Origin of the sequence: Metabacillus kandeliae (genome assembly GCF_021166585.1) — a bacterium.
In the GTDB taxonomy this organism is placed as follows: domain Bacteria; phylum Bacillota; class Bacilli; order Bacillales; family Bacillaceae; genus Metabacillus_B; species Metabacillus_B kandeliae.
The window spans coordinates 759,779-781,489 of the sequence record NZ_JAJOZE010000001.1 but is presented as its reverse complement, the minus strand read 5'-3'; the positions used below and the strand labels follow the sequence as shown (position 1 = coordinate 781,489).

Below are 21,711 nucleotides of genomic sequence, written 5' to 3'. Positions count from 1 at the left end.
CGGAAACGCTCCCTTTACTGGCGGATTTTCATCATTAACTGCCAAAACAGCTGCTTTACTGGCCAATCTCCAAAACGGCTTTATTCCCAGTTTTTTAATTGAACCAAAAGCCGGTTACAAGCTGTTTTGACTAATCAGCTTGCCATATAATATAAAAACGGCTCCTGGAATGCTGGTCATTCCAAGAGCCGCTTGTTATTAAAGGATGATGGCAATCAGGCCGCCGGATCCTTCGTTAATAATTCTTTCAAGTGTTTCCTTCAGCTTATATCTGGCATTCTCAGGCATGAGCGAAAGCTTTGCCTGAATTCCTTCCCTGACGATGGAGCTCAGACTTCTTCCAAAAATATCGGAATTCCAGATGGAAAGAGGATCGTCCTCAAAATCCTGCATCAGGTAGCGGACAAGCTCTTCACTTTGTTTTTCAGTGCCGATAATAGGAGAAAACTCTGATTCTACATCCACTTTAATCATATGGATCGAAGGAGCCACTGCTTTTAATCTTACCCCAAAGCGGGAGCCGTGCCGTGTAATCTCCGGTTCATCAAGGCTCATATCAGACAGTGCAGGGGCAGCGATGCCGTATCCCGTTTGTTTAACCATGCGGAGAGCATCTGAAACCTGGTCATATTCTGATTTCGCGTAAGCAAAATCCTGCATGAGCTGCAGCAGGTGATCCTTGCCCCTGATTTCCACTCCGACCACTTCTTTTAAAATTTCATCATATAAATTATCCGGCGCATACAGATCAATTTCAGCTACTCCCTGGCCCATTTCTATGCCAGCAAGACTCGCGCGCTCAATAAAGTCAAATTCGCTGAATGAGCCGACAACACGGTCCACATCGCGAAGGCGCTTGATGTCCTTTACAGTGTCTTTCACAGCCTCCTGGTAGCTCTCCCTGAGCCAGTGGTTCTCCCTTAAGACCATTACCCAGCTCGGAAGGTTAACGTTTACTTCAAGGACAGGAAACTCATACAGTGATTCTCTGAGGACACTCATGACATCTGACTCTCTCATGCTTTCAACACTCATGGCAAGGACAGGGATATCATATTTTTCATTCAGCTGCTGCTTTAGGAGCTCAGTATCCGGGTGATACGGCTGTACAGTGTTTATAATCATAATAAACGGCTTGCCGACTTCCTTCAGCTCATCAATCACGCGCTCTTCTGCTTCAATATAATCATAACGGGGAATTTCACCGATTGATCCGTCTGTTGTGATGACTACACCGATTGTGGAATGCTCCTGAATCACTTTTCTCGTTCCGATTTCAGCTGCTTCGTGGAACGGGATCGGCTCTTCATACCAAGGAGTGTTAATCATACGGGGGCCATTTTCATCCTCATACCCTTTCGCTCCCGGAACGGTATACCCCACACAGTCAACAAGGCGGATGTTCACATCAAGCCCTTCCCCTACATGCACACTCACAGCCTGGTTAGGGACAAATTTCGGTTCTGTTGTCATAATGGTTTTTCCTGCAGCACTTTGAGGCAGTTCATCTTGCGCTCTTGCTTTGTCTGCTTCATTATCAATGTTCGGAAGCACAACAAGCTCCATGAACTTTTTGATAAAAGTAGATTTGCCTGTTCTTACCGCTCCAACTACTCCGAGATATATATCGCCGCCGGTCCGTTCAGCGATGTCTTTAAAAATATCTACCTTTTCCAAGTGATCCCCTCCCGATCAACTGTTTCTTGGGATTTTCCGTGTTCTTTTATCCAGGACACTATATGTGTATGACGTTGTCCCAATTATTTATAACCATCAATGAAAAATTTTCTATTTTTTTCATTTTGAGAAAATAAAAAACCCTTCTTTCTGAGTTTATTTTCTGAAAGAAGGGTTCATGACTTATTGAATCATAAAAATTGGCTCATTGTCCTTATTGACGGTGTAAGGCATCGAAAAGGCAGGCACAAAAGGAGACTTTTCCGCAAGGAGATCCCTTATATCTTCTCCATTTTTCGGATGGGTCCCGCTTTCTTTCAAAGCTTTGGCTAGATCAACAGAATAGTCTGCATAGAGATTGCCTTTGTTATCAATCACAATCGGCATATAAACGCCAGAATAAGGACTGACAGCCTGAGGCGGCGACTGATAGCCAAGCTCCTTAAAATCAAGGCTGTACACTTTATCGGAAAGGACTTTGCTGTACGGAGGATAGCCGTTTGATTCCATATATGCGGCAAGCCTTATTTTAAGATCTCTGATTGTTTCAGATGTCCTGAGATCAATGAGCTTCACTTCGGGCTTTTTCTCGGCATGAAGCAGCACATATAAATAATTCCCCCCGCTTTCATAGGCGTTGCCGGGAGCATCAGGCAAATATTTTGGGATCAGCCGGTTAAAGTCGATTGGATATTTTTGATAGATTGGTGTTTTCATATTTCTTGTCTTAATAGGAAGGATGCCGCCATTATCCTTTTGAAACTGTTCAATGGCCTTTTGTACGCTTTCCATCTGGCTTTCGTACGGCACCTGATTGGCAGCAAGCCTGCCTTCAGGGTACATGCAGCCGCCAAGCCACGGAATGCAGAACATCAGGAGAAGGATGGGCAAAAGTTTTTTCATAGCAGAATTCCCCTTACTCATTGACAGGTCCTGTAAACACAACAAACAGGATAATCAGACCTGCAAAAACTAAAAATATGTAGGCTGCAGATGAAAATATCATTTTCAATGGCTTATTATTCAGTTTGTAACGGCTGAAATAAATAAAAAAGACAGCAATAAACATAAAGACCATGGACGAAAGAGCAATCCACATTTTTACCAGCGCCGGAGACAACCAGATCCCTCCATTCAGAATAACCTCATTTGTCAACGTTTACATTTTGATGAAGCGCTTGTCCTCTATTGCCTGAAAAAGCATAGCAGCAAGCTTCTGGATGTAAAAAACTGAAGTAAAGAGGGGGCAGCTTTACTTCAGCTCTAAAAAGCGACTAATTTTACCCTATCGAACAGGACACCTCTCTATTGTACGATGCATATTATGCGGACTAAACTGTTTTTGCATCCTCTAATGCCTAGTTTAAAGCATGTTTAAGAATTGCAGAAGAACTTTTAGCCGCTTTTTAAAACTTTTTCAACTTTCATTCGAGAAACTCAAGATATCATATGCCTGCGGTGAACTTATGGTCACTTGTCACTCTGACCGCTCGCCGACAATATTTATGAGATCCTCCATTTCGTGCGTTCTTACTCTCGACATTAGGGAATCAACAGCTTCTTTCGGGCTTTCTCCGCTGAAGAGAACTTGATATAGGGCAGCTGTAATCGGCATTTTCACGTCATATTTTTGTGAAAGCTGGTAAGCGGCCTTGGTGGTTCTGACCCCTTCCACAACCATCCCCATCTCCTCAAGAACTTCTTCAAGCTGCTTGCCCTTTCCAAGCATATTGCCTGCCCGCCAATTCCGGGAATGGACACTTGTACAGGTAACAATCAAGTCGCCTATTCCTGTCAGACCTGAGAATGTCAGCGGGTTTGCCCCCATGCTGCTGCCGACCCTTGCTATTTCAGCAAGGCCTCTTGTCATTAAAGCAGCTTTTGCGTTATCGCCGTATCCCAGGCCGTCCGTTATGCCTGCTGCGAGTGCAATGATATTTTTCAGCGCTCCGCCAATCTCTACTCCAATGACGTCAGGGTTTGTATAGACCCGGAAGTTTTGGTTCATGAATAAATCCTGAATATACTCTGCAGCCTGCATGTTCTTCGAAGCAGAAGTTACCGTTGTCGGATGCCTGCGGCTTACTTCTTCCGCATGGCTTGGCCCTGAAAGAACCACAACGTCCTTTAAAAGGGCTTCAGGTACTTCTTCTTCAAGAATCTCTGAAATCCTTTTTAATGAGTCAGGTTCAATGCCTTTGCTCACATGAACAACAGTCATCGGGTCAGGATTCAGCTTGACAGCTTCCTGAAGCACTTCTCTAACCGCCTTTGCAGGTACAGCCAGGATAACAGCATCTGCATCCTTTAAAGCTTCTTCCAAAGAGCTGCTGCCTGTAATGCCTGCAGGAAGATCTATTCCAGGAAGATACTTCTGGTTTCTGCGTGAAGTGTTGATTTCATCAATCAGCTCTTTCCGATGCCCCCATAACAATACTTCATGCTGGTTATCTGCTAACACAATCGCGAGGGCAGTGCCCCAGCTGCCAGCTCCAAGAACTGCAATTTTTTGCATTTCCATCACCTCTTCCCGATATTATCCTGATTACTTTCTTGCTCGCGGAATAACTCTGATCGGGGTTCCTTCAAATCCAAAAGCATCCCTGATCCGGTTTTCTAAGAAACGTTCGTAAGAAAAGTGCATCAGTTCAGGTTCATTCACAAATACAACAAAAGTCGGCGGCTTAACAGCTACCTGTGCAGCGTAATAAACTTTTAGACGTTTCCCCTTATCTGCAGGCGCTGGGTTCATTGCAACAGCATCAGCAATAACATCGTTAAGAACAGTTGTCGGAACCCTCATCGCATGATTTTCACTAGCTTTCAAGATTTCAGGCATCATTGTATGAATTCTTTTCTTAGTAATTGCAGATAGAAAAATAATCGGTGCATAATCAAGGAACAGAAAATGCTCTCTGATGTTCTGTTCGAATGCTTTCATTGTTTTTTCGTCTTTTTCTACGGCATCCCATTTATTAACGGCAATAACAACCGCTTTTCCGGCCTCATGGGCATAGCCTGCAATTTTTTTGTCCTGCTCAATAATGCCTTCTTCTGCGTTCAGAACAACAAGGACAACATCTGAGCGTTCAATCGCCTTTAATGCGCGAAGCACGCTGTATTTTTCTGTAGATTCATAAACCTTCCCTTTTTTCCTCATACCGGCCGTATCAATAATGACATATTCTCTGCCATTATATTTATACACAGTATCAATGGCATCCCGCGTTGTTCCGGCAATGTTACTGACGATAACTCTGTCTTCGCCAAGGATTGCATTAACAAGGGAGGATTTGCCGACATTCGGCCTTCCGATAAGAGAGAATTTAATCATTTCATCATCGTAGTCCTTGCCTGATGTATCAGGGAAGTGCCTTGCCGCTTCATCAAGCAGGTCACCAAGTCCAAGACCGTGGGATCCTGAAATGGGGAAAGGCTCTCCAAATCCAAGTGAATAAAAATCAAAAATATCCGTTCTCATATCAGGGTTATCAATTTTATTAACAGCAAGAACAACCGGTTTATTCGAACGGTATAGAATCTTGGCTACTTCCTCATCAGCAGATGTGACGCCTTCTCTTCCGTTTGTCAAAAAGATAATAACGTCTGCCTCATCAATGGCAATCTCTGCCTGTTCACGGATTTGTGTCAGGAATGGGGCATCCCCAATCTCGATACCGCCTGTATCAATAATATTAAATTCATGGTTCAGCCACTCTCCGGAACTGTAGATTCGGTCTCTTGTCACACCTGGAATATCTTCGACAATCGACACTCTTTCTCCAACAATCCTGTTAAATATTGTGGATTTGCCCACATTCGGGCGTCCGACAATGGCAATAATCGGTTTAGCCATTTATCCAGCATCCTTTCTTTTCAATCTGCCTTTTATTTATGTACGCACTGTCAGCAGGCAAGTCTTCTTGCTGTACCTGCAAATTTCTTTGCTTATTCATAAACGCTTGTCAGCAGCATTATTTCATTTTCGCTAAAGAAGGGCTTATTTTGTTATACCCTTTGCTTATAGCTTTCATAAAGGTTTAAGTTTTATTTCTAAGCGATACGCTTAAGTCCCTTTTCAGCGAACAGCCCAGTAAATACAGCTTCATAAAAGAAACCCCTCTTTATAGAAGGGTTAAGCTTTTTTATTCTATCAGTTTTTACCGGATGAAACAACTTAATCCATTACGGAAAACGGGTGAGCACAGGATCCTGGCTGCCGGTATTTTTCTTCCGTCTTTTCCGCACAAGTTCTGCTCCCATTCCAAGCAGTGTCCAGGTTCCAATAACAGCGGTACCTGAAGCACACAAATCCAGGAAATCAGCTCCCCCGATAAAGAGCCCCTCATAAAAATGCCTGATGACTGCCCAGTACAAAAATTCTCCCTGAAGCATAGCGGCTGTAAAAAGCACCATCCGCTCCATCCAGTCTTTTCCGATATAGAGAGATCCCCCTGTGAAAACAATCAGCAGAATATAAAACTTGTCAACAATAAACCAGACGGGATCAAACAGCTGAAACAGCTGAATGGCAGCATAGCCAGCCATCATTCCAAATACACCCAATAAAAAGCGCGGCGACTTTAAGTATCCGTTCCTCGCAGTTAAATACATGGAAAATGCCCACATTTCAAGGGAAGAAAGCCCTGCAGCCACTTCCTTTCCATGTACAAAAGACTGGCTGCTCGCCAAATTTATAAGAATAAAATAAATAGCCATCGTTCGTTCTGTTCCTTTCGGCCAAAGAAAAGCTGCTATAATCAGCCAGCACCAAAATATCCAATAATAAAGAATGCCCTCCACTCCGTACTCCTCCATTTCTTTTACCATTATGGACTGAATGAGCAAGGTTTAACCGGATAAACTATCCTAGAAAAGCGGAGGCCGCTCGTTCAGCCCCGACAAGCATAAGACGATCAGCCGGGGAAAGGCGATCTTTCCTTTCCCTGGATGAGCGGCTTATGACCTCGAGGGGCTAGCGGCCGGAGCTGGACAATTTAGAAAAGCGGATGCCGCTTGCTCAGCCCTGACAAGTTCTTTTGTCAAAGAACCAACAGAAAGGAAGGATTACAATGGGTAAAGACAGACAGGAAAAAAAACTGAAGGCTCAAAAAAGAGTAGAATCAGATCGTGATCAATCAATACAGAATAAAGGATCTGCAGCACTTGAGGGTGCTGAAGAAGCAAGAGAACGGAATAAATAAAAAAGTGGATGCCGCTTATTCAAACACTGCAGCTGCTTGCGGAAAATAACGAAAAGACCGCATTTTGGCGGACTTTTTAAAGTGACTAAAGAATAGGGCTAGCGGACAATTCATCTTCTTACTATCAGCTATCTAACCGCATTTAGGAAATTCTGCTATTAATAAAAAGGCACAGGCCGATTAAACGGCCTGTGCCTTTTTGCTTGCTAGCTTCTTCTGCTGTAAGAAGAGGTCTGAAAACCTCTTTCATTCAGCCAATGATGTGTTTCTCCTGTTATAACAAGCGGGGCTTCTCTCAATTCTTCTATGGAAGCTTTCCCAAGTGCAGCCATAATCATTTTCAGCTCTTCATGAAGCATGTTCAATTCGCTGATTAACCCTTCTGTGCCGTCTTTCAGAAGGATGCTGAGCATAAAGCCGGCCAAGCCGCATGCAGAAGCACCAAGAGCGATTGCTTTTGCAGCATCAATAGATGTTTTTATGCCGCCTGAAGCGATAATGGAAGTGCTGCTCAATGATTGGGAAACTTCACAAAGAGAGGCAGCTGTCCGAATGCCCCAGCTGTCAAAGGCGGCTATGCTTCTTGTCCGTCTCATGTTTTCAATTTTAGAAAAATTGGTGCCGCCGTACCCGCCGATATCAACAGCTGCAGCTCCTGCTTCTGCCATCTTTTTAGCGGCTTCTGCACTGACACCAAATCCGACTTCCTTGACAATAACCGGTACATCAAGAGCAGAAGCAATCGCCTCAATTCTTTTAAGCGCCCCTGTAAAAGAACGGTCTCCTTCGGGCATCACAAGCTCCTGTACGGCATTTAAATGAATTTGGATGCCATCGGCGGAGATCATTTCTACAGCTGCCGCAGCTTGTTCCACCGTAGCTTCACTGCCCAAATTAGCAAAAATGATGCCGTCGGGGTTTACTTTTCTGACAATTTCATATGTACTGCGTTCAGCAGGGTCCTTGATTGCTGACATTTGGGAGCCCACAGCCATGCCTATTCCTGCTCCATGTGCTACTTTTGCAAGCTCCTCATTTATTTTTGCCGTTTCTGCTCCCCCGCCGCCTGTCATAGCATTAATTAAAATAGGCGAACTTAAAGAAAGTTCGCCTATTTTTGTATCCAGCTCTATTTGACTGACAGACAATTCCGGCAGGCTGTTGTGAACAAAAAGGACATCATTCAAGCCGTTGTCACCGCTTTGGCCCGTTTGCACCGCATGATTAATATGATCCATTTTGCGTTTTGCCCTATTCACCAGCATCACCAGACTATTTTAATTTTTTTAACTGATCGCCGATCAGATCGCCAAGCTGGAAGCCTGAAGATTCTTCTTTCGGCTGATAATTTTTATAATCGTTCTCAGTAGCTTTAGGAGCTTCTTGAAGCTCGCGGATGCTAAGAGAAATTCTTTGCTCGCTTTCATTAACATCAAGCACTTTTACTTTTACAGTCTGCCCTTCATCAAGCTCTTCATTCGGAGTCCCGATGTGCTTGTTTGAAATTTGGGAGATGTGTACAAGTCCTTCCACACCAGGCAGAATTTCAACAAAGGCTCCGAAGCTCACAAGCCTTTTCACAGCGCCTTCCAGCACATCACCGGATTTTACTTTGTTGGAAATGTCAGCCCATGGGCCAGGCAGTGTTTCTTTGATGGAAAGAGAAATTCTTTCGTTGTCTCTGTCAACAGACAGCACTTTCACCTGCACCTTCTGGCCTTCTTCCACTACATCTGACGGTTTGTCTACATGCGTATGGGAAAGCTGGGAGATGTGCACAAGACCGTCAACACCGCCGATATCAACGAACGCACCAAAGTCAGTCAGACGCTGCACAGTCCCCTCAAGAACTTCTCCGGCCTGAATTGAATCCAGCAGCTGCTGCTTTTTGTCAGTCTGCTCTTTTTCTACAACTGCACGGTGGGATAAAATCACCCTGTTTTTCTCTTTATCAAGTTCAACAACCATTAAGGACAATGTTTTGCCTTTATAGTCGGAAAAATCTTCTACAAAATGCGTTTCGACTAATGAAGCCGGTATAAATCCGCGGACGCCCAGATCAACCACTAATCCGCCCTTTACTACGTCTTTCACTTCAGATTCAAATACTTCTTTAGATTGGAATTTCTCTTCCAGATCGTCCCATGCTTTGTCAGCATCAATGGCTCGCTTTGATAGAATGATAGCTTCTTCTTCTACCTTTTGCACCTTTAATTCCAATTCTTCATTTTCTTTAACTGAATCAGAGGCCTTTTCAATATGAAGGCTTGAGAGTTCACTGATGGGAATGATACCAGTGTGCTTGCAATTATCTATCTCGACAATTACTTGCTTTTCTTCCACTTTTGTAACAGTGCCTTTTACTACATCTCCTACCTCTGGTGTCAATACTTCTACATCGTTCATTTCTTCTGCCATTCCATTTACCTCCTTGGTCAAAACCAGCACGACTTAATGTTATGTAAACATTTCATGCAAATGATGAAATGATAAACATTCTCTTTTATTAAACTTCTAATAAATGCTACTTTTTGTCAAGTGTTTAGTCCCCCTCAAGATGCATAGCCTCTTTTAAAATAACAGTCAGAATGCTCTGTCAGTGAAGGGTTTCTACAACTTTAGACCTAAATTAAACTGTGAATGGTGAATATAATCGGATGTTCACCGAGGGCTTCAGTTCCCTCAGCGAGTAATGCCAAACTGCACAGGCTGTGGAATTAGCATTTCACACCCGAATCGGGCTATGACGGAAAAAAGCTTAATTAAGATTCTTTTTTACCACGTTCTCATTTCTGACTGAGGCATATCAGATAAAAACATACAAACTGCTCAACTTTTTCCCTTTTTCAGGATTTTAAATCATTTTTTTCCTTCTGGAGTTTTTCCACAACAAGCGCCTTGATTTTACCAGCTACATCTTCTATTGATAAAGATGTGGTATTTATTTCAATGGCATCTGCGGCTTTTATTAGAGGAGAAACCTCGCGCTCAGAATCAAGCTGATCTCTTCGTGCAATCTCGCGCTTCAGCTGCTCCAGATCTGACGGAAAACCTTTTGATATATTTTCCTGATGACGCCTTTTGCTTCGTTCTTCCACTGATGCAAGCAAAAATATCTTAATGTCTGCATCTGGAAGGACATGTGTGCCGATATCCCGGCCATCCATTACAACGCCGCCTCCTTCAGCCATCTCCCTCTGCCGCTTAACCATTTCCCCGCGGACGCCGGCATGCATGGCTGCAATGGATACTTGATTCGTAACTTCAGCTGTCCGAATCTTTTCGGTAACATCTTCTTCATTAATATAAACGCTTTGGCGAAGTCCCGGGACTAATTTTATCGTCATTTCCGACAGCAGCAGGCAGAGCCCCTGCTCATCTTCAAGACTGACCCCATCCTGTATCGCCTTGTAGGTTAATGACCGGTACATGGCACCAGTATCAATGTAAACATAGGACAGGTCCTCTGCTATGATTTTAGCCACTGTGCTTTTCCCGGCAGCTGCCGGACCATCGATGGCTATGGATAATTTTCTGCTCAACATCTATCTCTCCTTTACCCCAAATTTTCTAATGAAAACTAGGAGCTTGTCTAATCCCTATAATTTTTTGCAGGCTGATGATATTGTCCTCTGCAAAGAAAGAGACGAAGGCATTTGCGTTTGCTTTCAATTACTCAAAGCATCCGGCTCAATAGCCTGCGTCTTTTTCTAAGTTTTGTATGTATATGCAGCATTGGCATGCTGGATCAGCAGCCGATGCTCCGGCTTTTTTAAGTATGCGGTCTTAGCCCGGCATTTATTCAGAATAGATGCCTTTTTTCCTCAAAAGAATCTGCTGATCAAAACAGAATCTCATGATTAGCTGGCGGCTATGCTCTGATAAATGATGAAATTCAATGATTCCTTTTTTCCATCCAGGCTTGCCGTCGAGCACTCTAATAACCTTTGCCTTTATTTTAACATACTCATTCGCCGCATTTTGAAAAGGAAGCGAAAGCCATATGCCTATTTCACTGCCTTCCAGAACGCCGCTATCCTCCGGAAAACGCAATGCTGCTCCTCCTGCACTGATATCAATTGTCAAGGCCGTAAAGGGGTGAAAATCACCGCTTTGGGAAGGGTGCACAGCTGCATTAATTCCAGTTTCAATCCGAACATATTGCCTGCGCTGAATTTTAGTGTAATCCTCTTTCGCCGGCAAGGCAAGAACAATCATAGGGATATTTTCTTTCCTTCTTCCTTGCGCCTTTGTTTTAAATACATAGGCATTCTGGTCTTTTCCAGTAAAAGAAGCAGAAAATTCAGCTCCATTCATTATAAAAGCTGTTTTCCCTGTTTTTTCATTAATCGGGTAATCGATTAACAGGTATTCTTCTGTTATTTCAACTGCTTTGCATCTATATTTTTCGAGCGTTTCAATATCTTCTAATAGCAGGACATCCCCTATGTTTATCATCTTATCACTCTTCCTTTTATCTTATCCGCCAAAGGTATCAGGTACTATAGTTTCAAAATGAATATAAAAGTTCTTTTGACCTATATTTTCTCCCATTCTTATTTAAACACGGAATAGAAAAAAGGAAAAGCATAACCTTTTCCTTTTTTTAGCAGTTTTTATAAATTTAAATTTCCTGGTAGATCGGTTCCGCATCTTTCAGCTTTTCAACTTTCTCTTCCATGCCTGTTTTTGCATTAATAAACATTCTGAATGTATCGTTTTCGATTGTTCCCAAGAACTCGTAGCACAGTACTTCTTCACCAAGATCGTTTGTAATGATGGCCAGCTGATCTTCCTGAATCTCAACTTTAGAATTTACTTTTTTACGGGCTTCTTCTACAGAGATCGCAGGCTTGGGAATGTTTCTCAGCTTATGCGAAGTTAGAAAATCTTTCGCAGAGAACCCGATAATCTGCCCATCATCCAGCGCTACCTTTACTCTGAGCGTGTCTGGATAAATTCGCACCTGATGTTCTTCAGGCACATAGGAGAAAACGCCGATGTTATCATATTGCGCACTCTCATCAAGCACCATGTCACTGAAGCCATTCTTCTTTAGAAATTTCATGGCATTGTTAGATGCTTCATTAAGACTGATGCGGGCCTTTTTTACGTCCCTGTTTTGCATAAGCCAGATTGGATACCCGCCTTTTTCAGTAATATCCATCGTTGTCACTGCTTTGTGGTTCATATCATACATGGATACACTGTAAAAATGATTGATGGCTCCTTTACCGCTCTTTTCCACCTTAATGTTTTTCACTTTTTCAGAAGCAAATTCCTGAGCTTTTTTCTTCGCTTCTTTTTCGGAGATCATATTGCCTTTAAGCTGTTTGAAATCTTTATTTTTTGCTTTCATGGAGGTAAAGCTTGGCCCGAAATCTGTTTCTGAGTAGGCATTGACATTTTTCTCGACTGTTTTAAACCCATCTATAATTGTGTTATCATCCTGTTTTTTTCCAGATGCCAGTGCGAGTTCAACGTCCATCCAGCGCAGATTTCGGTCGATCACCTTATGCTGCACGTTCCGAAGTTCCCCTTGAATATCATCTGACTTGGCATAGAGATTTTTCAGCGTGGCATATTCATCAGCAGACAGCGGTTTTTTTGATAAATCTCTTACTGCTGTTCTGTAGCTGAAATCTCCGATATTCGCTAAAAATTCTTCTGTTTTATTAAACGGCAGCAATGTAAGGGGCAGCTGCCCTACATCATTGTGTGCCTCTGAAGTAATTCTCCATACTTCAGCAAGCGCCGGAGAAAGTGATTCTCTTGAATTCATCGCAAGTGTAGTACCGATTTTATCGTGCAGCTGGTTCATTTGAAAGGTCAGATTGTGAAAGGCCCGCTGGTAATTGTTTTCAGCATGGATCAGGACAGCATTTTTTTCCTGATGTTCTTTATAGCCCCAGTAAGAAGTTCCAATTACTGCAATAGCAAGCAATCCGATTAATATTCCTCGAAACATGTCCGTTCACCTCTTATTCGCAAAATATATGTTTGCCGATTTGTTTAATTTGCGGCCGGCCCCAAATCCATCCGCTGGTGGCAGTATCCGGGTTGAAATAATAAAGCGCACTTTCGGTTGGATCCCAGCCGTTAATCGCATCCACAACAGCTTTTTTCGCCTGTTTATTCGGTGTCAGCCAAATTTGTCCGTCTGCCACAGCCGTAAAAGCACCAGGTTCAAATATGACGCCTGATACAGTATCAGGGAAATTCGAGCTTGCGACCCTGTTCAAAATTACAGCGGCAACCGCCACCTGCCCAATATATGGCTCTCCTCTTGATTCACCGTAAACGGCATTAGCCATCAATTTAATATCATTCTGTGAAAATCCTGCTGGCATATTTACAGCGGTGTTTCCCTGTGCCTGCTTTTTCTCAGATTGTGCTTTCGTTTGATTCTTCTTTGTCCCTTGCTTACCGGCATTGCTTGAGTTTCCGGCAACTTTTGCCGGCTTTGCACTTGGCTGCTTCTGCCTCATTCTAGACCGCATCGCGGCAGAAGGACCTGTTTGCTGTTTTAGCGGTACACCGCCATAGTGGGTGAAGTCCTTTCCTTTCAGGAGCTGGGTATGCACAAATTTATCATAGAATTTGGAATGATCTACGAGCTTTTTCTTCGTTTCCAATCCAACCAGTCCGTCAAGCTCTTTCAGCTCAAACTGTTTTTGAAATTTCCTTACTGCCCAATAAGTGCTCCATCCGTAAACTCCATCAATTTTTCCATGGTAGTACCCGATATATTGGAGCCTCGCCTGAAGCTCGATAACATCATCACCTGTTGAACCTCTTTGCATGACTTGCGGGGTAAATGCGCTGGCTGATTTTTCAGGTGCAACTGCTTGGATCGCTGTGAAAGCGAAGATAGCTATCCAGAGCACTTTCCAAGCATTTCGCAAAGTTTTCATCTTGCTGCCTCCTACATTGGATGAATTTTGTTAGCTGTATTTTTTGTAGAGACTGGCATTTTATTCATGAGCATCAAAAAGTTCATAGAAATCATATTTCCTGAGGCTGCTGCAAAAAACAAAAAAGATGCCTCCATAAGAGACATCTTTACTGCGCACCTTGTTCCCGCAGCACTTTTTTTACTTTTTGCATGGAATACCACCACAGCACTGCCATAAAAGGCAGGATCACAAACGTCCAATTCAAGAAAACACTCAAAATATAATCATACGTGCCATGAAGAAAGACAGGGACTGCCAAGGCAATGAATAAATAAGTTTTTTCATTACCCTGTGCTGTGAATTTGGCTTTTCCAAGATAGTACCCCATAATAACACCAAACAAAGCATGGCTTGTTACAGGCAAAAGCGCTCTGCCAATGGCATATTGTATTCCATTAGCAAACAGGTAAAAAATATTTTCAAAGCTGGCAAATCCGAGGGAAACAGCGGTACTGTATACGATTCCATCATAGCGCTCATCAAAATGCGGATGATGATAGACGGCGAATATGAGAACAAGCCATTTTAAGCTTTCCTCCAATAATCCAGCTGCAATAAAGTTATATTGAAAAGGTCCCATCATCACATTTTCCGCTTGAAAAATATATTGTAAAAACATAATTGGAAATACAATCAGCATGCCAAACAGGAAGGAACGGCTCACCATGTGAAGAGGCTCCATATTAAGGCGGTCCTTTAAATAAAAGTAGCACAATAGTGCAATGCCAGGAGCCAATCCCGCTGTGATTGCTTCCATCATCTTGTCCATTCTCCTTTTGAATAAGGCTTACAGCATGCTTAGATTACTTTTTAAAGGCGTCTGCAATTTGTTTATTCTCTGAGGCAAGCAGCAATGAAAGTTTAATTCTTGCTTTTTTGCTGTCATAATCGCTTCCGAGAATGACCCCTTTTTCCAGGAGATCATAAGCGCTGCCTTTGTAATCATAGGTTGGGTACACCGCTCCTTCTTCAGATGAAGTGGTCACCACAATTTTTATGCTATCCGCGATGGCCTTTTCAATTTCCTCCATCATTTCCGGAGCAACCTGGCCTCTTCCAACACCCTCGATTACAATGCCTTTTGCACCGCTTTCTCTTGCTGCCTTAATGAATTTACCGTCAGCGCCGATATAACACTTGATCAAATCCACTTGGGGAATGTCGTTTTCAAAATTAATATAATCCCTGCGGATTGGTTTTTGAAACACATGAACTTCATCATTGTCAATGATGCCGAGATAACCGAACCCAAAGGCGTTAAAGCCTTGAATATTGGAAGCATGCTCTTTTTTAACATATTTTGCTGGAAAAATCCGTTCATTAAACACTACAGTGCAGCCTGAGTTCCGCAAATCCTTAGAGCAGGCTGAATAGATAGCATGCCTGATGTTAATAAATGAATCACTTCCAAGATCATTCGGGGATCTCTGGGAGCCAGTAATGACTACCGGCCTTTCATCAGAAATGCTTAAATCAAGAAAGTAAGCTGTTTCTTCAAGGGTATCAGTACCATGAGTCACAACAATGCCGCTGACCGATGCATCTTGAAAATGGGTTTCAATTTTCCGTTTCATCGCTGTGAGGTCATCAAATGTTATATGTATGCTCGCTTTTTGAAATATAGAGTCAACAATCACTTCTATTCCATCCGGGAGGTTGCACATTGCTGCAAGCTCTTCACCCGTAATGGCACCTGATGCTAATTTACCCGAGCTCGTGTTCGGCTTGCTCGCTATCGTACCGCCTGTTGTTAAAAGAACTACTTTTTCCAAAAGAACACCTGCTTCCTTGTCAATGTCATTTCTATCATAACAAATAATCCTAAATGATTGGACTTCCTTTTTCTCTGCTCTTAAACAAAAAAACCGGTCTGTTTTATAAAAATAATAACTTATATATGCTTTCAGCTGACATGGTGACCAGCAGGTTTTTGGATCTTTATGTTGAATGATAAAAATCACCAACTAAAATAAGCCAGGTGGTCGTTATGAATAAATTGGGAACATTATATTTTTTCTGCGGAAAAATGGGAGCAGGAAAGTCAACTAAATCAAAACAATTGGCTAAGGATAAACAAGCGGTACTGCTGTCTGAGGATGAATGGCTTTCTTCTCTTTATCCCAATCAGATTACAGCCTTTGAGGACTATCTAAACTACTCAGCGCAGCTCAAGCCGCTTGTGAAAACGCATGTCCAGAACATATTGAGGACAGGTACAAACGCAGTAATGGATTTTCCGGGCAACACCGTTAAACAGCGAAAGTGGATTTTGGAGATAGCCTCAGAAATAAATGCCAGCCATCAGCTGATCTTTCTTAATTTAAGCAATGAGCAATGCCTGCGCCAAATTGCGCGGCGGCGAGGCGAACAGCCTGAAAGAGCAGCTTTTGACACGGAAGCGGTGTTTAATCATGTTACTAGTTTTTTTGAAGCACCATCAGCATCAGAGGGGTTGAATATTTTGGAGTTCAGCCAAAAGGAATAACTGGGAATACAGTAAAGAATAATTAACCTCAGGATGTTAAAGATACAGGTAACAAATGCTTAGAGACACAGATTCTCCAAGCATTTTTTCCTTTACCTGCCGATGGCTGCACAAAAAAATATTTTGAAGTTACAGACCGAGCTTTCGGGCAATGTCCTTTGCAATTAACCCTCCATGAAAGCGCCCGTTCTCAATAAAAATTTCATTCGCATTATTTCCTGCTGCTATTACTCCAGAAATATATATTCCTTCTGAATTAGATTCCATTGTGTCAGGATTATATACTGGTCGTCCTGATGCTTCGTCAATTACAATGTTCATCTTTTTTAAAAATTGATGATCAGGGCGATAGCCTGTCATAGCGAACACAAAGTCATTTTTAACTTCAGCTTCAGTTCCATCCTGCCTGCGGTAATACACACGGTCCTCTGTAATTCTCTGCACTTCTGCACAGAACTCCATTTTGATTGTTCCGTTTCTTACAAGCGAATCAAATTCCGGAAGAATCCATGGCTTTACGCTTGGGGAATATTCCGCACCCCGATAGATGACCGTCACTCTTGCTCCTGCCTTGACAAGCTCTAGGGCTGCATCGACACTGGAATTTTTCCCTCCAATGACTAAAACGTCCTGATTAAAATATGGGTGGCCTTCTTTAAAATAATGAAATACCTTCGGCAGGTCTTCACCAGGCACATTCATGTAATTCGGCTGGCCATAGTAGCCTGTTGCAGCCACAACAAACGGCGACGCATACTCCCTTTTTGAAGTTGAGATCCTATAATCAGTGCCTTCCGCTTTTGTTACTTCTTTCACAAGTTCAAACGAATGAACCCGTATATTTTTTCTTTTGACAACTTCCCTGTAATAGGCCAGAGCCTGGTTTCTGACAGGTTTTCTGTTTTCTGTTATAAAAGCTACATCTCCGATCTCCAGTTTTTCGCTTGTGCTGAAAAATGTCTGGTGAGTCGGATACTGGTAAATGGCGTTTACAATGTTGCCTTTTTCGATTACAAGAGGGTTCAGCCCGATTTCCTGAAGGGCAATGGCTGCCGCAAGCCCGCAAGGACCGGCGCCTATTATTACAGCATCTTCTTTTTTCATTTTTCCACTCCGTTCTTTATACCGATGAAGCTGCACGTTTGCGTTAACAAAAAAATCTCCTATCTAATGATAGGAGATTTTTGCGGTCTATGCAAATGGTCTGTATTAAATCCAGCCTCTGAATCTTGAAGCTTCTGCCATTTTTCTGACGCCAACCATATAAGCAGAGAGCCTCATATCAACTCTGCGGTTTTGAGCAGTTTCATAAATATTAGAAAATGATTTCACCATTACTTTTTCGAGTTTTTCTTCGACTTCTTCTTCTGTCCAGTAGTATCCCTGGTTATTCTGCACCCATTCGAAATAGGATACGGTCACTCCCCCTGCGCTTGCGAGAACGTCAGGTACAAGCAATATATCTCTATCTGTCAGTATCTGTGTTGCTTCAAGGGTTGTCGGACCATTTGCCGCCTCTACCACAATCTTTGCGCGAATGTTATGTGCATTTTCTTCTGTAATTTGATTTTCAATTGCTGCCGGAACAAGAATATCGCAATCCAGCTCCAAAAGCTCTTTGTTTGTAATGGTATCATTGAAAAGCTTTGTTATTGTACCGAAGCTGTCCCTCCGGTCAAGCAGATAATCAATATCGAGGCCTTCCGGATCGTAAAGGCCGCCATATGCATCTGATATACCAACAACCTTTGCCCCAGCATCATGCATGAACTTGGACAGGAAGCTGCCGGCATTACCGAATCCCTGCACGACAACTCTAGCGCCTTTTAATGTGATCCCTTTCTTTTTTGCTGCCTCATGGATGCAGATTGTTACCCCTTTGGCAGTAGCGGATTCACGGCCATGGGAACCGCCCAGTACAAGCGGCTTTCCAGTAATAAATCCAGGTGAATTAAATTCATCAATTCTGGAATATTCATCCATCATCCAGGCCATTATTTGAGAATTGGTGAATACATCAGGAGCAGGGATGTCTTTTGTCGGCCCGACGATTTGGCTGATTGCCCTGACATACCCTCTGCTCAGGCGTTCAAGTTCTCTGAAGGACATATCACGCGGATCGCAGACAATGCCTCCTTTTCCTCCCCCGTAAGGAAGGTCAACAATGCCGCATTTAAGACTCATCCATATTGAAAGCGCTTTAACTTCTTTTTCTGTTACATTTGGATGGAATCGTATTCCGCCCTTTGTCGGTCCTACAGCATCATTGTGCTGTGCTCGGTAGCCTGTAAAAATTTTAACCGACCCGTCGTCCATCCTTACTGGGATTTTAACTGTCATCATGCGCAAAGGTTCTTTAAGTAATTCATACACTTCTTCAGGATACCCTAATTTTTCGAGGGCTTTATGTATCACCGTCTGAGTCGATTTCAGCACATCGTGCTTATCTCTGTTCTGTTCGGTGTTTTTCTCGGCTACCATAAGTAAACCTCCTAGTATCAATCAAAGTTAGTGTCGGTGTCCACCATTCATGACATAGTATACACCTTCCAAAGTGTCCTGCAAAGATAAAAAGCGCGATTTTATTGAATTTTTAGGCTTGATTTGTAAGCGATTGCAACTAGAACCGGAATAAGGCAATATAACCGGACAGCTTTGATTAAGCCGCTCTCCGTTTATTGAAAAGTCTAAATTTTCCCGATATTCCAGCATTCTGCTTCTAAGGTATTTTTACCTGTATGAAAAGCAATGTCTTACGTTCAGGCCTATAGTCCTCTTTGCTTTTTGGCAATGAAAAAGCACCCCTTTACAGAGATGCAGATTAATTAGCTGCGCAGGTCAGCTTAAAAAGTATTTTTTAATGTCGGAAATGGCATGATCTTTAAAAATTTCTTTTCCATATTCCTGAAGTCTGTGAATAGTCAGTGTAGTGGAGCTTCCGTATTCCGCAAGCACGGCAATCAGGGTTTCAATTGATACAGACTGATGTTCATCAAGAAGCAGGTAGTAGCGTCCATTAAAAGAATAGACTGTTCCGCCTTTTACTCCTTGCTGATATAGAGATGCGGAGAGCTGAATCAAATTCTCGAATGTTTCAAATTCATATATGATATCGATGCTTTCATCTAGCTTCACTTGCATTTCAATATAGTCATCAGAATAGTCGTCATCGTCCTCATCCTGGCTATCCGTGCTTTTCGTCACGATAACAACCATGCCCTGTGCCTGGAGTGAATAAACTTCTACTGCAATTGGGCCATATGCCTCAAAACCGAGTTCTTGACTCGCTTCATTCATCATATCTTTAAATAGCTGATGCACTTTAAAGGAATCTTTCCAAAGGTCTTCTTTGGTCAATCCCCTGTCCATTAAATCATCAATTGTCAAGAATATCTTGATCTTATTGTAGTTCAATCGCTCCAGACGCATCCTGTTCCCTCCTGCCGTAAAAACACAACTTACCTGTTTTATAGTATGTTAATCAAGCAAGATGGTTCGCTTAATTTGTTAACAGTTTACAACGACAGTGGAAAATAGACAAGTTAAAAACCATAGGACCTCGAAAGATTATTTTTCAGCCATTCTTCCCACTCGTTTTTAGAATCTCCAATCAAGTAGGCTTTGTACTCCTTCAGGTTGAGATTTGTACTGGAATGAAATCCAGAGCCTCCCAGCCCGATCGAAAGCTCTTCATATTTTTCAGACAATTCTTTTACCAAATTAAGTGTTTTCGGGGCGTTCTCCATTAACGTACAGGATAAAATCAGAAACTTCGGATTCACCTCTTCAATGACCGCTTCAATATCCTTTTCAGCTATGCTTGTCCCCAGATAAATGACTTCAAACCCCCGTCTTCTTAGAAAAAGGGTGAAAATCAGCAGCCCGAACTCATGCCACTCTCCAGGTCCGCACACAGCAACGGTTTTCGGCAATAGGCCGTTTACCGGCAGTGTATGAAGAATCATTCCAATCCTTGACCTTAAAAAGGATGAGGCAAAATGCTCATGGGCAGTGGTTATTTTCCCGGCTTCCCACAGATCCCCTGTTTTCACCAGTACTGTGCCGAGAATATCAATAACCACTTTGTCTATGGAATACAGACTGAAAGCTTTATTTAACAGCTCATGGGCAGAGTTTTCATCAAATGAATGAAGCGCCTTCAATAGCTCATCTGTCAGCTCAGCGGCTCTGTCAGCAGCTTCCTCCTGGACAAGATTCGGTTCTTCTGCAGAAATTCCGGTATTTTCAAGAAGGTTAACCGCCTGGCTGATGGAAAAGCCCTTATTGATTTTACTCATCAGCCATTTCAAAATTTTAATGTGCTCCTCTGTATACAGCCTGTGCCCTGACTCATTTCTGACAGGTGCGATCATGTTGTAGCGCCTTTCCCATGCCCGCAATGTACCAGGCTGGATTCCGAGCATCTTGGATACTGCTTTAATATTGTATTTTCCGCCCTGATTGTCCATTTCTTTTCCTCCATTAAAGCCCTGTAAACACAAAAAAGCTGAAAGAAAGGGGCTGTTCCAAAGTTTGGCATTAGGCTAAAAGCCTATCATCTACTAGAATTATAAAGGAATGAACAGCTTGTGTAAACTTTGTATAACAGTTGAATAACTATCAGCTCTCTCAGCTTTTTGAAATCGTGATCCAGTGGGCCTCTGCCGGGGCCCCTAAACGCAGCGGCAGCTTGGATGTTCCGTATCCATTGCTCACCAGCACTGTACAGGATTCTGTCTCAAATACTCTTCCCTTTTCATATAATCCGAACTTTCCTATCCGGATTTGACCGCCGTGTGTATGGCCGCTTATTGCAAGCGCGATGCCGTCCTTCTTTTTAAGCTTTTGCAAGATAAGAGGGCTGTGGCACAAAAGAATTTTAAAAGAGACATCTCCTGCATCTTTGAGACCGTCTTCCAGCATATCTTCATTAACCTTCATTTCCCCTAGGCCAATAACGGCAACGTCTTCTGAGATGCGCAGCGCCTCATTATGAAGCAGCCGGACATCTTCCTCCTTAAGAAGCTTTTCCAGCTCCCTGCGGTCAAGCTCAAAGTCATTGTTGCCCAGCACAGCTGCAGCCGGCCCGAGCTTCCTTAGCTTTTTTATATTTTCTCGCACTCTTTCTAATGGAACTCCTCCCTCTGCTATATCTCCTCCGATCAGGACGAGGTCAGGAGTACCGGGACACTGGGTCAGCAGCTCTTCTTTTATTGTTCTTCTATGAATATCTGAAATAAAAAAAATAGTCAGCTGTTCTTTATCTGAAGGAAAGTCCGGAAGTGATAAATTGTTGATGGTGACAGTGTCTGCAATGGCATTCCGGTACATAACAGCTCCAAACAGGAGCCCTGCAAGAATTAAAACTAACAGAAAAATAGCCATACAT

General features: G+C 42.7%; 21 protein-coding genes. 2 read left to right on the top strand and 19 right to left on the bottom strand.

The features are described 5' to 3' along the window. Positions 1 to 198 precede the first annotated feature (198 nt). The 6 genes from spoIVA to LRR81_RS03845 form a co-directional block, all read right to left on the bottom strand. Positions 199 to 1,677 carry a stage IV sporulation protein A gene (gene spoIVA / locus LRR81_RS03870; protein WP_231787967.1) on the bottom strand — a complete coding sequence of 493 codons (1,479 nt, stop codon included), beginning with the start codon at positions 1,675 to 1,677 and terminating at the stop codon, positions 199 to 201. A gap of 183 nt (positions 1,678 to 1,860) precedes the next feature. Continuing rightward, entirely contained in the window at positions 1,861 to 2,580 is a 720-nt protein-coding gene (locus tag LRR81_RS03865) for a hypothetical protein (RefSeq protein WP_231787966.1), read from the bottom strand. A gap of 13 nt (positions 2,581 to 2,593) precedes the next feature. Further along, a complete protein-coding gene (locus tag LRR81_RS03860; protein ID WP_231787965.1) occupies positions 2,594 to 2,797 on the bottom strand; it encodes a DUF2768 domain-containing protein in 204 nt (67 codons plus the stop codon). Between the two features lie 357 nt (positions 2,798 to 3,154). Continuing rightward, positions 3,155 to 4,192, bottom strand: a complete 1,038-nt coding sequence (locus tag LRR81_RS03855) for an NAD(P)H-dependent glycerol-3-phosphate dehydrogenase (RefSeq protein WP_231787964.1) — start codon at positions 4,190 to 4,192, stop codon at positions 3,155 to 3,157. Between the two features lie 30 nt (positions 4,193 to 4,222). Beyond that, on the bottom strand, positions 4,223 to 5,533 hold the full coding sequence (gene der, locus LRR81_RS03850) for a ribosome biogenesis GTPase Der (protein ID WP_231787963.1): 1,311 nt from the start codon (positions 5,531 to 5,533) through the stop codon (positions 4,223 to 4,225). Between the two features lie 329 nt (positions 5,534 to 5,862). Beyond that, complete coding sequence (locus tag LRR81_RS03845) at positions 5,863 to 6,480, bottom strand: YphA family membrane protein (protein ID WP_231787962.1); 618 nt, start codon at positions 6,478 to 6,480, stop codon at positions 5,863 to 5,865. 269 nt (positions 6,481 to 6,749) lie between these two features. Here LRR81_RS03845 and LRR81_RS03840 point away from each other — a divergent pair, with 269 nt between their 5' ends. Beyond that, a complete protein-coding gene (locus LRR81_RS03840; RefSeq protein WP_231787961.1) occupies positions 6,750 to 6,881 on the top strand; it encodes a YpzI family protein in 132 nt (43 codons plus the stop codon). Between the two features lie 206 nt (positions 6,882 to 7,087). Here the strand turns inward: LRR81_RS03840 and fni are convergent, their stop codons facing one another. The 8 genes from fni to LRR81_RS03800 all read right to left on the bottom strand — a co-directional run bounded on the left by fni (position 7,088) and on the right by LRR81_RS03800 (position 15,609). Then, positions 7,088 to 8,140: a type 2 isopentenyl-diphosphate Delta-isomerase gene (gene fni / locus LRR81_RS03835; protein ID WP_231787960.1), complete on the bottom strand. Its 1,053-nt coding sequence runs from the start codon at positions 8,138 to 8,140 to the stop codon at positions 7,088 to 7,090. A 13-nt stretch (positions 8,141 to 8,153) separates the two neighbouring features. Then, positions 8,154 to 9,299 carry a 30S ribosomal protein S1 gene (rpsA, locus tag LRR81_RS03830; RefSeq protein ID WP_231787959.1) on the bottom strand — a complete coding sequence of 382 codons (1,146 nt, stop codon included), beginning with the start codon at positions 9,297 to 9,299 and terminating at the stop codon, positions 8,154 to 8,156. Between the two features lie 428 nt (positions 9,300 to 9,727). After that, entirely contained in the window at positions 9,728 to 10,423 is a 696-nt protein-coding gene (cmk, locus tag LRR81_RS03825; RefSeq protein ID WP_231787958.1) for a (d)CMP kinase, read from the bottom strand. Between the two features lie 256 nt (positions 10,424 to 10,679). Beyond that, complete coding sequence (locus LRR81_RS03820; RefSeq protein WP_231787957.1) at positions 10,680 to 11,339, bottom strand: flagellar brake protein; 660 nt, start codon at positions 11,337 to 11,339, stop codon at positions 10,680 to 10,682. Positions 11,340 to 11,505: 166 nt separating this feature from the next. After that, on the bottom strand, positions 11,506 to 12,849 hold the full coding sequence (gene ypeB / locus LRR81_RS03815; protein ID WP_231787956.1) for a germination protein YpeB: 1,344 nt from the start codon (positions 12,847 to 12,849) through the stop codon (positions 11,506 to 11,508). 13 nt (positions 12,850 to 12,862) lie between these two features. Continuing rightward, positions 12,863 to 13,795 (bottom strand): spore cortex-lytic enzyme, encoded by a 933-nt coding sequence (gene sleB / locus LRR81_RS03810; RefSeq protein WP_231787955.1) that lies wholly within the window; start codon positions 13,793 to 13,795, stop codon positions 12,863 to 12,865. Between the two features lie 148 nt (positions 13,796 to 13,943). Continuing rightward, the gene (gene prsW, locus LRR81_RS03805; RefSeq protein WP_231787954.1) at positions 13,944 to 14,597 is read right to left on the bottom strand and encodes a glutamic-type intramembrane protease PrsW; all 654 of its coding nucleotides are present in this window, start codon (positions 14,595 to 14,597) and stop codon (positions 13,944 to 13,946) included. A gap of 43 nt (positions 14,598 to 14,640) precedes the next feature. Continuing rightward, positions 14,641 to 15,609, bottom strand: coding sequence for an asparaginase (locus LRR81_RS03800; protein ID WP_231787953.1), 969 nt, complete (start codon positions 15,607 to 15,609; stop codon positions 14,641 to 14,643). Between the two features lie 215 nt (positions 15,610 to 15,824). On the opposite strand from LRR81_RS03800, the gene LRR81_RS03795 reads away from it, so the two are divergent. Then, complete coding sequence (locus LRR81_RS03795) at positions 15,825 to 16,322, top strand: AAA family ATPase (RefSeq protein WP_231787952.1); 498 nt, start codon at positions 15,825 to 15,827, stop codon at positions 16,320 to 16,322. Positions 16,323 to 16,451: 129 nt separating this feature from the next. Here LRR81_RS03795 and LRR81_RS03790 read toward each other — a convergent pair whose 3' ends face one another. From LRR81_RS03790 to LRR81_RS03770, 5 genes are all read right to left on the bottom strand, one after another. Next, positions 16,452 to 17,426, bottom strand: a complete 975-nt coding sequence (locus tag LRR81_RS03790; protein ID WP_231787951.1) for a YpdA family putative bacillithiol disulfide reductase — start codon at positions 17,424 to 17,426, stop codon at positions 16,452 to 16,454. Between the two features lie 105 nt (positions 17,427 to 17,531). Next, positions 17,532 to 18,803 carry a Glu/Leu/Phe/Val family dehydrogenase gene (locus tag LRR81_RS03785; RefSeq protein ID WP_231787950.1) on the bottom strand — a complete coding sequence of 424 codons (1,272 nt, stop codon included), beginning with the start codon at positions 18,801 to 18,803 and terminating at the stop codon, positions 17,532 to 17,534. Between the two features lie 357 nt (positions 18,804 to 19,160). Then, entirely contained in the window at positions 19,161 to 19,751 is a 591-nt protein-coding gene (locus LRR81_RS03780; protein WP_231787949.1) for a genetic competence negative regulator, read from the bottom strand. 113 nt (positions 19,752 to 19,864) lie between these two features. Continuing rightward, a complete protein-coding gene (locus tag LRR81_RS03775) occupies positions 19,865 to 20,791 on the bottom strand; it encodes a MerR family transcriptional regulator (protein ID WP_231787948.1) in 927 nt (308 codons plus the stop codon). Positions 20,792 to 20,951: 160 nt separating this feature from the next. Then, complete coding sequence (locus tag LRR81_RS03770; RefSeq protein ID WP_231787947.1) at positions 20,952 to 21,707, bottom strand: metallophosphoesterase; 756 nt, start codon at positions 21,705 to 21,707, stop codon at positions 20,952 to 20,954. Between the last annotated feature and the right edge of the window lie 4 nt (positions 21,708 to 21,711).

Excerpts from the sequence above, each read along its gene's own strand:
- LRR81_RS03865 (WP_231787966.1), bottom strand. The coding sequence starts at position 2,580 with ATGAAAAAACTTTTGCCCATCCTTCTCCTGATGTTCTGCATTCCGTGG.
- LRR81_RS03855 (WP_231787964.1), bottom strand. The coding sequence starts at position 4,192 with ATGCAAAAAATTGCAGTTCTTGGAGCTGGCAGCTGGGGCACTGCCCTC.
- der (WP_231787963.1), bottom strand. The coding sequence starts at position 5,533 with ATGGCTAAACCGATTATTGCCATTGTCGGACGCCCGAATGTGGGCAAA.
- LRR81_RS03840 (WP_231787961.1), top strand. The coding sequence starts at position 6,750 with ATGGGTAAAGACAGACAGGAAAAAAAACTGAAGGCTCAAAAAAGAGTA.
- rpsA (WP_231787959.1), bottom strand. The coding sequence starts at position 9,299 with ATGGCAGAAGAAATGAACGATGTAGAAGTATTGACACCAGAGGTAGGA.
- LRR81_RS03820 (WP_231787957.1), bottom strand. The coding sequence starts at position 11,339 with ATGATAAACATAGGGGATGTCCTGCTATTAGAAGATATTGAAACGCTC.
- ypeB (WP_231787956.1), bottom strand. The coding sequence starts at position 12,849 with ATGTTTCGAGGAATATTAATCGGATTGCTTGCTATTGCAGTAATTGGA.
- sleB (WP_231787955.1), bottom strand. The coding sequence starts at position 13,795 with ATGAAAACTTTGCGAAATGCTTGGAAAGTGCTCTGGATAGCTATCTTC.
- prsW (WP_231787954.1), bottom strand. The coding sequence starts at position 14,597 with ATGATGGAAGCAATCACAGCGGGATTGGCTCCTGGCATTGCACTATTG.
- LRR81_RS03795 (WP_231787952.1), top strand. The coding sequence starts at position 15,825 with ATGAATAAATTGGGAACATTATATTTTTTCTGCGGAAAAATGGGAGCA.
- LRR81_RS03790 (WP_231787951.1), bottom strand. The coding sequence starts at position 17,426 with ATGAAAAAAGAAGATGCTGTAATAATAGGCGCCGGTCCTTGCGGGCTT.
- LRR81_RS03785 (WP_231787950.1), bottom strand. The coding sequence starts at position 18,803 with ATGGTAGCCGAGAAAAACACCGAACAGAACAGAGATAAGCACGATGTG.
- LRR81_RS03780 (WP_231787949.1), bottom strand. The coding sequence starts at position 19,751 with ATGCGTCTGGAGCGATTGAACTACAATAAGATCAAGATATTCTTGACA.
- LRR81_RS03775 (WP_231787948.1), bottom strand. The coding sequence starts at position 20,791 with ATGGACAATCAGGGCGGAAAATACAATATTAAAGCAGTATCCAAGATG.
- LRR81_RS03770 (WP_231787947.1), bottom strand. The coding sequence starts at position 21,707 with ATGGCTATTTTTCTGTTAGTTTTAATTCTTGCAGGGCTCCTGTTTGGA.